The organism is Fibrella musci (assembly GCF_041321105.1).
In the GTDB taxonomy this organism is placed as follows: Bacteria; Bacteroidota; Bacteroidia; order Cytophagales; family Spirosomataceae; genus Fibrella; species Fibrella musci.
In genome coordinates this window covers 370,815-382,184 of record NZ_JBGGWD010000005.1, presented here as the reverse complement: position 1 = coordinate 382,184, position 11,370 = coordinate 370,815, and the positions used below count along the sequence as shown (strand labels likewise).

At 55.7% G+C, this 11,370-nt stretch carries 7 protein-coding genes; 3 read left to right on the top strand and 4 right to left on the bottom strand.

The window, feature by feature from the left end; translation table 11 throughout:
• Positions 1–16: 16 nt before the first annotated feature.
• From ACAW74_RS17955 to ACAW74_RS17940, 4 genes are all read right to left on the bottom strand, one after another.
• Positions 17–271, bottom strand: coding sequence for a hypothetical protein (locus ACAW74_RS17955; RefSeq protein WP_370699597.1), 255 nt, complete (start codon positions 269–271; stop codon positions 17–19).
• A gap of 471 nt (positions 272–742) precedes the next feature.
• Complete coding sequence (locus ACAW74_RS17950) at positions 743–1,486, bottom strand: LCIB family protein (RefSeq protein ID WP_370699596.1); 744 nt, start codon at positions 1,484–1,486, stop codon at positions 743–745.
• Between the two features lie 20 nt (positions 1,487–1,506).
• A complete protein-coding gene (locus ACAW74_RS17945; RefSeq protein ID WP_370699595.1) occupies positions 1,507–2,514 on the bottom strand; it encodes a bestrophin family protein in 1,008 nt (335 codons plus the stop codon).
• Between the two features lie 6 nt (positions 2,515–2,520).
• Complete coding sequence (locus tag ACAW74_RS17940; RefSeq protein WP_370699594.1) at positions 2,521–3,189, bottom strand: potassium channel family protein; 669 nt, start codon at positions 3,187–3,189, stop codon at positions 2,521–2,523.
• Positions 3,190–3,950: 761 nt separating this feature from the next.
• Here ACAW74_RS17940 and ACAW74_RS17935 point away from each other — a divergent pair.
• From ACAW74_RS17935 to ACAW74_RS17925, 3 genes are all read left to right on the top strand, one after another.
• Positions 3,951–7,997 carry a hybrid sensor histidine kinase/response regulator transcription factor gene (locus ACAW74_RS17935; RefSeq protein WP_370699593.1) on the top strand — a complete coding sequence of 1,349 codons (4,047 nt, stop codon included), beginning with the start codon at positions 3,951–3,953 and terminating at the stop codon, positions 7,995–7,997.
• Between the two features lie 204 nt (positions 7,998–8,201).
• Entirely contained in the window at positions 8,202–10,280 is a 2,079-nt protein-coding gene (locus ACAW74_RS17930; protein ID WP_370699592.1) for a tetratricopeptide repeat-containing sensor histidine kinase, read from the top strand.
• Between the two features lie 78 nt (positions 10,281–10,358).
• Complete coding sequence (locus ACAW74_RS17925) at positions 10,359–11,096, top strand: response regulator (RefSeq protein ID WP_370699591.1); 738 nt, start codon at positions 10,359–10,361, stop codon at positions 11,094–11,096.
• The last annotated feature ends 274 nt before the right edge of the window (positions 11,097–11,370 follow it).

Sequence of the window (11,370 nt, the reverse complement as noted above, 5' to 3'; positions counted from 1 at the left end):
GGAAAGGAAGGGGTATTTAGGCTGGCGAAGCGTCGGGTACGTTGGTCTCGACCCGCTGCTGTACGACCTGCGCAAACCGGACGCGATCGGCTTTCCGATACCGATCGGGCGAAGGCGCGCCGGAGGGGGGCGTAAACTCAGCGGCCACCTGGTTGCAGACGGTCCACAGGCGCGGATTCATCCGGATTTTATAGCGGCGAATGGGCGTATCGGCCCCAAACCAGAGTCTGATAATGTTAGCCGTCGTGAGGCGTAAGATAGGATGGCCCATCGGTCGGTGTCGCGGGGAATTGGGCGCGATTAACGACCGCAAAACTAGCGGGTTGCTTTGTACTGGCTGTTAACCTAAGATTAAGGTTCGTAACTGGTATAAACGGTCCTGTATCAGCGTTGCCTGTTGACTCGACGTCAAAACTGCTTCCAGACGTTTTCGCCTTCGGCGGTGTCGACGTCGAGGTGCCGAGCATAGGTTTCCGAGCAGGTCGGTTCCCATGTACAGAAGCTGTAGATCTATAGTGCACAGCGTCAGTTGTTTGGCCAGCTGTGGATACGCCGGGTACGTGTGCTGTCGAACTGATTGAGCTGAAAGGGGGCCAGATAACGGTCAAAGCGCCATTCAAGTCGTTTACTCGCTTCTTTATCGGCGGCTAGGCATAGGTTGAAATTGGTTTGTGCCGACCCGCTGCTGATTACAACGATGTGATCCTGACAGGGTATCTGCTGACTCTGGTTTTATTGCCGGTTAGTTAACGTGTGCCAGTAAATTCTGGCGTTCGTTGGTAGCCAGGTCGATGACATCAAAGCGTTTGGTCGACGTATAAGAGCCCATGTCGCTGTCGCTATTGATCAACACGGCGCCCATCAGAATGACGTATTTACAAGTATAGTTGGTCTGGGCAACCAATTCGTTGATACGTTTGTCGATGGCCTCGTAGATAACTTCGGTAGCTTCAAAAAGTGGTGTTTCGGCCTGCACAATCCGGTCTTTCTGTTTCCACAGAATCTGTTCGATGGTATTCATCTGGTAATCAAGCTCGGTGATGTTACCTTCCACAATCTGGTTAGCCAGCAGCTTGGCCAGCGCACCTTTGGCAGCCCCGCAGCAACCGCTATTTTTGTGTTGCCCCAGCCGATGAATTTCGCCGATGACACCCGTCTTGGTGATACCGATATGCGGGCCGTAGTAGATAAAGACAGCGCCACTGTCGGGTACATGGCTGGCAAAAGCGCCCATGCCGGTCAGGCCGGTAAAGGGGAAGCCATCCAACCCGCCCATTTTGAAGGGTCCCAAAAATTCCATGGCTCTGGCCGGATATTGAATGCTGTTAACATCGTCGCTACAAATGCTGTCGGCAAGCATAATTTGAGTAGGCTCGAGTCCGAGCGTTTCCTCCACAAAGTCGATCAGTTTATTTACGCTGTCGATGGTCGTTGTCGCATTAGGGTACCACGTTCGAATGATAGCCAGTTTTTCTTTTTTTAGCATGACGTTAATTCAGAATTGTGTTAGAGAATGATGTCGTGTTTAGGTTGCAGGGCGGGGGGTAAATCGGTTTCGCCAAGCATCTCGCGCAAATCAATTTCGATGGTACGGCTTAGCTGCGAGATAGGTACGTCGTTGGCACTGCCTTCAAACGGGTTTTCGGTGCTTTCACCTACCTGCTCCAGCGAGGTGTATACCCACGAAATGAGCACGCTGAACGGAATCACGAGCCAGACCATATGGCCCTGCATGATACCCGTCATGCCATTGTTCAGTTTGTCGAATTCGTTCAACATGCCAAACGGTAATAGAATGCAGAAAAGCTTGATGAACAACGCGTTAATTGTGGCGAACTGGCGCGGATACGGAAAGTTTTTTATACGCTCGCTACGGCCTTGCTGATCAAAAAAATCCTTGATCATTCGCTGCATTTCCACGAATTGATAGCTGTCTAATTGATTGTTGTCAAACAGCTGTTTCGTGGTCTTGCTTTGCAAACTCATAAGCTGCGCTGCCCGGTTTTTGGTTGTCAGGATATACGCTAACTCGTCGGGTGGCAGGTATTTGGCCAGTTCGGCTTGGAGCGGCGTTTCCTTTTCCGGAATGCTATAGAATTGTTGGTATTCAGCATTGTAGATTTTGCTGCTGGTTTCCCAGACCCGACTGTCCCGCATCTGATAACGGAGGGCCGTAAGCCAGGCGAAGTGACGGTAAATCAGCTCTTTGGACGCGCTGGTATCAGATATAAAATCGCGGCACATGGTCCCCCAAAACCGACTGCTGTTCAGGATGGCGCCCCATATCTGCCGGGCTTCCCAAGTACGGTTATAGGTTTGGGTATTTTTAAAACCAACGATAAAAGCCGTGGCTGTTCCCAGCAGTGCAACCACCGTCCACGGGATAGCCAGCCATTTGAACCCCGCTACCTGATATAATACGGTCGGCAGTATACCAATCCCTAACAACCAATAGATGGTGCGGCGTGTCCAGCATAAGAACTCCGAAAATCGGTATGATTTTCCTGCATGCATAGCTCGCTATTTTGTTGCGTTTGACGTGAATTTACTGATTAAAATGCCAACCAGAACGACCGTGTAAAACTGTCCGATTACACCAAAAAGTGAAGTGATCAATTTAGTTTGGTACGTGTTGGGGGTAATGTCGCCAAACCCGATGCTGGTTATGGTTATGCAGGAAAAATAAACTAAGTCGATAAATGTATTGGCCGGGCTACTACGGTCAATTCCTTTGAACGAATCTGGATTTATGTATTGGAAGAATTGTAGCAGAAAAATAGATATCTCAATTAATAGAAAAAAGCCACAGGCTGCTGCCGATATAATGTCCGTATTGATGTAACTTGGCTTGAGTAGAAAGTTGATGACTTCTAGAAAAATAAAAACAAAAAAGGCGACGTAAAGACCATTCAAGGCTAAAAAATAATGGGGTAGGTATCCAAAGAAGGGTAAGCCAATGGGTAGTAGTAAAACAAATAAAAATAGCATATCTCTAACCCGGTTTTTCCATCGCCCTTTTTCGCTGAAAATGCCAACACTGGCGATGCCAAGCACCAACATATTGATGGGCCAGATGATGCGGGTATAAACAGCTAAATCGGAAAGAAAAATGCCGATAAACAAATGCTGAACTAGTGCCGCAAGCAGGACTTCGTATTTTCTGGTCTGTAAATATCGACGCGCAGTCATGTTAGCGGCGGAGCGAATGGTCGGTAAGGAGAGGACGCTGACGAAATGAAGAGTTACCGCCTCACTGGATCATCAACCGGCTTTCATAAAGACACCGGATTTACCTATAGTAGTTGGTCTTTACTATGTTGAAGGTATGGGTAAATATACGGAATTATATTGTATTGAATCGACCCATCATAGGGCTGGACCAGTTAAACAAAGGGCAACCCTTAGTTGAGTCGCTATCAGTAGGCGTCGCGATGCCTATGTGCTAACGGGAACGAAGGCGTAGTTGGACGGGCGAAGCGTCAGGTACGTAGGCGCTCACCTGCTGTTGGACAACCTGCGCAAAGCGGGCCCGATCGGTTTTTCGATACCAATCGGGCTAGGCTGCGCCAGAGGGCGCGTAAACTCAGTGGCCGCTTGGTTGCTGATCAGCCAGTGCAGAGACGCCAGTCAGTATGTCGTCGGTACAGATGGTGATATGCTGACAAATTGATCCCGACTGAAACAAGCAGTATCGGGTCGACGGAGTTGTTCGTTCGCAACCCAGACATCGACTTCGGCGCGTAGCTGACCCTCTGCTGCCACGCCCAATCAATATCCCCGCCAAACGGAAACAAAAAAAAGGATGGAGGCTTCTAGGAAAGCCGACGAAGCGATTTGTGCCTATATAGGTCCATAATCCATTAAGTCGGTATATTAGCTTACTCGATATGCCCAGTAGTAGCCCACCGTGTCGTTTAGTGCTCTGTAACGTACCCAGACCGTTTCGTTGGTTGAGTCGCATCACTGCTGTTGTTGGCGCCTGGCTAGCCTTAACGGCGGCGCAGGCGCAGTCGTTGGTGGGTTATCCGCCAACGACGGTCCTCAACGTAGATCGCGGATTACCTCAGGCCTTTGTCTCCAGCGTCGTTGACGATGACGACGGCTTTATCTGGATCAGCACGCTGGGTGGGCTGGCCCGCTACGACGGTCGGCAGATCCTTCCGCTTTACCATCAGGCCAACAATCCGGCTTCGCCGCTCAACAGCACCATCACTACCCTGGCGAAAGGCAAGGCTAACCAACTCTGGCTGATCTACGAAAGTGGGGAGGGGAGCCCGGCAAATACGCAGGTAGGACGGATGAACACACAGACAGGCCAGAGTATCTATTTTCCTCAACTGGTGCGGGCGCTCCGTGGATTGCCGCCCGCCCGAAAGATCCATATAGATCGCGGGGGCGACGTGTGGGGCGTGCTGCTGAATCACGGCATTTTTCACTACAATGTCCGGTCGGCACAATTTACCCACATGAGCCGCGCCGCCAGAGGACGTATCGGGCCGGGCCGGTACCGGGCGGGGTTGGTCAGCGACACCGTCAATGTAATCACCGAAGACGCACAGGGGCACATCTGGGTCGTTACCCCCGCCGGTCTTACGCAGATTGCCGACGACAATGGCCCGCTGCGCTCGTTTCGGTTCCATAGCCCGTTGGCAAACTTACAGGCCATGGCCCTGGCTGGCGCCCGTATGCAGGCTTATGTTCGTCCCGATGGCACGCTATTGCTCAATACCCGGACGGCCCTTATGTTCATTGATCCGGATAAGGCAGGCGTTCGCTCGGTGCCTTGCCCGCCGCACCCACCGGCGGATGAGTCCATCCTGTATCGGCATACCGATGGTACGCTGTACGTCATCATTGGCAGCAGGCTGTACCACTACACGGAGGAGAAAGGGTTTACAATCATCTGGCAGTATGTAGCCCCGAGCGAAACCCAATTCAATGATTTCCTGGCTACCAGCCTGAGCATCGATCGGTCGGGTGTGCTGTGGCTTGGCGCCAATACAAAGGGGTTGTTTCGGATTGATCTGGCCGCGCCGCCGCTGTATGCCTATCGCTACCAGACCATGTTTTGTACCGACGTGGTTCGTTCGGCGCTCGGCTTATCGCTGAGCGAGTTGTTTCACTGGCCTTTCGAGAGCCTTAAAATGCCCTCGTCCTACATCTTTCGCCATACCTACGACCGGCACGGGCGACTTTGGATGGGCATCGATAACGAGGTAGGGTATTACGATTTCGCGGCCCGCCGGTTTACCCGGCTTCCGCCGCTTCAGACCGCCCGATCCAGCCACGTCGATGGCTTTCTGAAGGGTATCGCCGTTGATTCGGCCCGCACGGCGTGGGTCGTGTCGAAATCCGGCACGCCGATGCAGTACGACCAATCGGCGCGCCGCTGGACGCAGCCCTTCGGCACGCTGTCGATGCAAGCCAACGAGATGGTGGCCGACGCCAGCGCCTTGTGGGTTACGACGGTCAGCAACGGGCTGGTGCGGTTTGATAAGACCACTCGCCGCCACTGGTCGGTTCGTTTTCGGGCGCATTCCGCCGACCGGCAGGAAGATCAGCTGATGGACATTCATCAGGACAGGCGCCACCCCGACTGGCTATGGATCAGCAGTTATCAGGGACTGCTGTGGTACAACAAACGAACGGGCCGGTATCAGCGCTTCACTACCGCGCAGGGCCTGCCCAATAACACCATATATGCTATCCTGTCCGATTCGAACGGGTATCTGTGGCTCACCACCAACCGGGGGTTGTGCCGGTTTCATACCACGACGCACGAGGTAGTTACCTTCGGGCGGTCGGATGGATTGCCGGGCGAAGAATTTAACCGGTTTCACCGACTGACGTTGCCCGACGGGCGGCTGGCGTTTGGCGGGGTCGACGGCTGGGTGTTGTTCCGGCCGGAAGCCATTCGTCCCGATACGACGAAGCCCGTTGTGGCGCTGACTGGCCTGACAATCAACAACGAACCCATTAACCTGACCGGGCAACGAACCTCCGAACCGTCGCTATTGACGACGCTGGCTGATTTGCACCTGACGCACGAGCAGAACTACCTGACCGCCGAGTTTGCTGCCCTTCGGTATCATCAGCCTGACCGGGTCACCTACCGGTATCAATTGGCCGGGTATGACGACCGATGGACCGTTAGCCGCCAGCCGACCGCCAGTTATACCAAACTGCCGCCGGGTCGGTACACCTTGCGGATTAATGCTGCCAATGGGCTTGGGCAGTGGAGTGAGCAAGTGAGGGAACTGGCGATTACGATAGCACCACCGATCTGGGCGAGCAGGTGGGCCTACGGCTTCTACATCGCCGGTACGTTGTCGCTGCTACTGGGGCTGGTGCGGTTCCGGGTCCGTCGGGCGCAGGAGCAGCAGGCCATCGCGCTACAGGAGCAGCAGGCCCATGATCTGCGACAACTCGACAAGGCGAAGAGCCGGTTTTTTGCCAACGTATCGCATGAATTGCGAACGCCTCTCAGCCTGATGCTGGGCCCACTGGACAGCGTACTGACCCACCAGCAGCTGACCAGCCGGGACGAACAACTGGTGCAGATGGCCCGTCGCCATGCGCGGCAATTGCTGGTGTTGGTCAACGACCTGCTGGATCTGACCAAACTGGAAGCGGGCAAACTCGAACTGCACCCGCAACCCGTTCCGCTGAAAGCCCTGCTTAGTGCACAGATCGCTGGCTTCGAGGCCCATGCCCGACAAAAAGGGGTTGCACTGACGGGCGACCTGCCCATACCTGCTCAACTGACCCTGGAACTGGACGAGCGAAAAATGGGCCAGGTCCTCACCAACCTGCTGACCAATGCGCTTAAGTTTACGGCCGCTGGTGGCACCGTGCGGGTACTGGCGCAGTATGAAACGGGTCAGCTACGGGTGGCCGTGTCGGATACAGGTCGGGGTATCCGCCCCGGCGACCTGCCCCATATTTTCGACCCGTATTTTCAGTCGCAGGCCGCCGACGTACCTGCCGAAGGCGGAACGGGCATTGGGCTGGCGCTGTGCCAGGAACTGGTGCAGTTGATGAAAGGCAACCTATGGGTCGATAGCGAGTGGGGAAAGGGAAGCACCTTTACGCTGCTTATACCAGCCGTAGAACGGCCGGCCGCTCAGCCGTTTGAGGCCGACCAATATCCCGACGCCCAGCCGCTGAGTGACCAACTCCCGGACCTATTGCCGACGGAGGTACTGGAACCGACGGGCCAGACCAACGACGCCATTCTGGTGGTAGAAGACAATCCCGACCTGCGAACGTACCTGACCACGATCCTCGCGGCATCGTTGACGGTGAAAACGGCGACCAACGGTCAGGAGGCCCTGACGACCCTCGCGGCGATGGATCCGCTGCCGACCCTGATCATTTCTGATATCATGATGCCGACGATGGATGGCTTTCAACTGCTGGAGGCCCTGAAAAGCCACCCTCAGTATCGCCAGATTCCCGTGATTATGCTCACGGCCCGAGCTGATCTGGCCGATAAGCTGCGGGCGTTACGGCTGGGCGTCGACGATTATCTGCTAAAGCCGTTCGAGCAGGCCGAACTCACGGCGCGTGTTGCGGCGCTGTTGCACAATCAACGTGAGCGAGCCGCCGCCTTCGCCCTGGCGGCGGGTGAGGAAACCGAAGAGCAGGAGGCTCCCACCGCCGGGCCGCTCTACACCCCGGACGAGCTAAAGTGGTTACAGCGGCTGGAGGAACGAACGAATGACCGGCTGGGTGATTTCGAGTTGACAACCGACGAACTGGCCGCGGAACTAGCGATGAGCCGGTCTACTTTCTACCGGATGTGCAAACGCCTCACGGGCCTGACGCCCGCCCAATACCTGACCGAGGCCCGGTTCCGGCAGGCCCGGCTGTTGCTCGAAACGCGGCAGGTATCGACCGTCAAGCAGGTTGCGCATCAGGTGGGCTTCCGGCAGGTGAACCACTTTGCCCAGCTGTACACCCAGCGTTTCGGCCGCGCCCCCATCGATTACCTGTAACGTCCCGTAGGCTGGCGACCCTGAAGTACTCTGTAGCACCAAAAAGGGCTTAAACGGGCCTGTTTGGCACGCTCGTGCTGTCTTTTGACACGCTCATGGAGCCGACTTTGGCTTATTTCGGGCAGTCCCTTGTCCCCGCTCGCCCAGGTAAGAATTAGCTAGGCGGGCGCATTGACCGGACCACTTTTGTAAACGTTACCACCCATGAAGCCCATTTTGCGGTATGGCGCCAGCGCGCTGTTTCTGTTGATTATCGCCACCGCGCCCGCACCCGCGCAGCAGAAACAGATCGACAGCCTCAGGCGCGTACTGACCCTGCCCATAGCGGACACTACCCGGATTCACACCCTCTACGATATCGCCAACGCTTTCTACAAACTAGGCCAGACCGACTCTACCGGGCGTTACCTGAAGGGTCTGTGGCAACGCAGTCGGCAGATCAATTACCAGCCCGGCCTGGGCGACTACAACCGGTTGCAGGGGGTTCTACACATGCATCGGGGGCTATACCGGGAGGCACTTACCTACTACCAGGCGGCCATAATGAACTACAACAGGGCTTCCATGCCCAAAGCCACCGCGCAGGTGTACAACAGCATGGGCTGGCTCTACAAAATGATGGGCGACAGTCAGCACGTGCTTAGCCTTACCAAACAGGGGCTGAGTTACGTTCAACAGGCCATCGCGATTAACCAGCGGTTTCGCCCCTCAAACCCGCTTGTCGATAACTACATCAACGCGGGCATTATCTACGAAGACCTGGGTCAGCCCGAACTCGGGCGAAGCTACTTTCTCAAAGCCATCGCCATCAACGATGAGGTGGGAGCGCCGCCCGGCGACTACCGCGTGCTCTATAATAACCTCGGCAAGAATTACCACACAACGGGGCAATACCGACTGGCGATTGGCTACCTGCAACAGGCCCTGGCGATCAACCTGTCGATAAAAAAGCTGAGCAGTCTGGCACACAACTACCGGAATCTGGCGAGTGCCTACCGCGGACTAAAACAGCCCGATTCGGCCGTTTATTTCGCCGAAAAAGCGCTGGCGGCCGTGCGGTCGGCCAAAGAGTCGCCTCTGACCAGCTCGGTATACGGCGAACTGGCGCTCTCGCATGCCGCCGCGGGGCACTACCAAAAAGCCTATGAGGCGGTGGCCAAGCACAAGCAGGTGGAAGACTCCCTGATGACCCTCGACAAGACGCGGATGATTGCGCAGCTACAAGGGCAGTACGAAAGCCAGCAGGCCAACACATTGGCCACGATCAAAGCCAATCTGGAACTGGCCAAAACCCGGGAAATCGCCCTGGTTGAAGCCCGCAAGGCCCGCGCGATTGCGCTGATTCAGGCGGAAAAGACCCGCCGCATTGCGCAGATCGAAGCCACGGCGGAAGTCGAAAAGACCCGTGCCGTAGCCGATATCCAGACGAAATACGAAACCCAAAAGAAGAGCCATCAGATTGCCCAGCTCGATCAGCACAACCAGCAACGGGCGCAGCAGATCAAGTACATGACGGCCGGGCTGGGTGTGTTGCTGGTGCTGGTGAGTGGGTTGATCGTTCAGTATTCGACCATCCGCCAGACCAACCGGCGGCTGTCGGTTCAGAATGGGATCATCACCACCAACAGCCAGCAACTGGTCAGCCAGGCCGATCAGCTGCGCGTACTGATGAAAGAACTGCACCACCGCGTCAAGAACAACCTGGCGATTGTGTCGAGCCTACTGAAACTCCAGCTGAACCGGCTTGACGATGAAAAGGCGATTCAGGCGGTGCGGGTGGGGCAGCAGCGCGTCGAGGCCATGTCGCTCATCCACCAGCGCTTGTACCAGACCGATCAGCTGACCACCGTGAATATGGCCGAATACCTCGATGATCTGGCCAATAGCCTCATCCGGGCCTACGGCTATCAGCGCGAAGCCTTCGATCTCCAGCTCAACGTCGATCTGCCCGAGCTGGACGTAGACATGGCCATCCCGTTGGGGCTGATCGTGAACGAGCTGGCGACTAACTCGTTCAAATATGCCTACCAGACCAGCCGACGGCCCTTGCTGCGCATTGATCTTCAGCAAAACCAGCAAAAAGGCCAGACGGGCATCACCCTGGAAGTGCAGGACAATGGGCCGGGCATCGCCGACTGGCCCCAGCTCAATCGGCGCGACTCGTTCGGCAAACGGCTGATCATGTCACTTAGTGAACAACTCGATGGCAAAGGGGAGTGGCTCCACCAGAATGGCACCCTTTTCCGACTGTCTATTCAACATACCCGGCTGGCAGTGGCCTAGCAGTAGGCAATACGCCTGCGCCAGTGCCCAACCCGGCCACAGACTTGATTTTGTATGACCATGAACGTACCTGAGCGAATGCATATCCTCATCGTCGAAGATGAACCCATCCTGGCTATGGACCTGTCGGACAGCCTGGAGGCAGAGGGGTATTGCGTGGTGGGTGTCGCCAACAACGGCCGGAAAGCCCTGGAACTGTTTTTAAGTCAACAGGTCGACCTGGTGATCTGCGACATCATGATCAAAGGCGACTGGGACGGCATCGAGACCATCCGGCAGCTAACGACCGAGCGGCCCGTGCCCGTGGTGTACCTGACCGCCCTGAATGACCGGGATACGCTGGAACGGGCCAAGCAAACGTACCCGGCTGCGTTTCTGACCAAACCCTGCCAGTTGCCCAGCCTGCGGACGGCGGTAGAACTGGCGATCCACAACGCGACCCTGCGCACTGCCCCCGCGCTGGCCGAACGCGACGGGGGCGGCCGCGAGGCCCTGCTGCAAATCAATAACTACTTCTACATCAAGCAGAATTATCAGTTCGTTCGGTTCGACATGAACGACCTGCTCTACCTGGAAGCCGACAACACGCACACCAAGCTGGTAACGGCGACGCGCAAGTACATTCTGCGCCTGACGTTGAGCAACATGCTGGAGCGGATCAGCCAACCGTGGCTGGTTCGGATTCACCGGTCGTATGCCATCAATATCAATTCCGTCGAGTCGTTCAACGACGTGGAAGTCAGTATCGGCCAGCAGTTGCTGCCCCTGAGCCGGAGCTGTAAAGATGATTTCATGCGCCGCTTTTCGTATCGGTAAAGGCGGGCTGCTTGGGCCTGTTCTTCGGTTTGTATAGCGTGTAATGGTCTGATGGTGTTGGTATAAAGATCTGAGAGTCAGTTTATTGTTTTAGGGTAAGGTAGCTCTGTCGGGCTAGCCTGAATCGCTGTTGCCTGCCCCTCCCGACCCGGCTGTAGGTACGTTCGGTGCCGCTCCCGCAAGGCCTTTATCCGTCGCGTCAGACGGCCACCAGCCAGTTGATCTATCCTGCTGGAAAACCACTCGTTTCCGTTCCCTTCCAAATCCCGTCGGC

Bases quoted from the DNA above. Each gene is read 5' to 3' on its own strand.
- ACAW74_RS17955 (WP_370699597.1), bottom strand. From the start codon at position 271: ATGGGCCATCCTATCTTACGCCTCACGACGGCTAACATTATCAGACTC.
- ACAW74_RS17950 (WP_370699596.1), bottom strand. From the start codon at position 1,486: ATGCTAAAAAAAGAAAAACTGGCTATCATTCGAACGTGGTACCCTAAT.
- ACAW74_RS17945 (WP_370699595.1), bottom strand. From the start codon at position 2,514: ATGCATGCAGGAAAATCATACCGATTTTCGGAGTTCTTATGCTGGACA.
- ACAW74_RS17940 (WP_370699594.1), bottom strand. From the start codon at position 3,189: ATGACTGCGCGTCGATATTTACAGACCAGAAAATACGAAGTCCTGCTT.
- ACAW74_RS17930 (WP_370699592.1), top strand. From the start codon at position 8,202: ATGAAGCCCATTTTGCGGTATGGCGCCAGCGCGCTGTTTCTGTTGATT.
- ACAW74_RS17925 (WP_370699591.1), top strand. From the start codon at position 10,359: ATGCATATCCTCATCGTCGAAGATGAACCCATCCTGGCTATGGACCTG.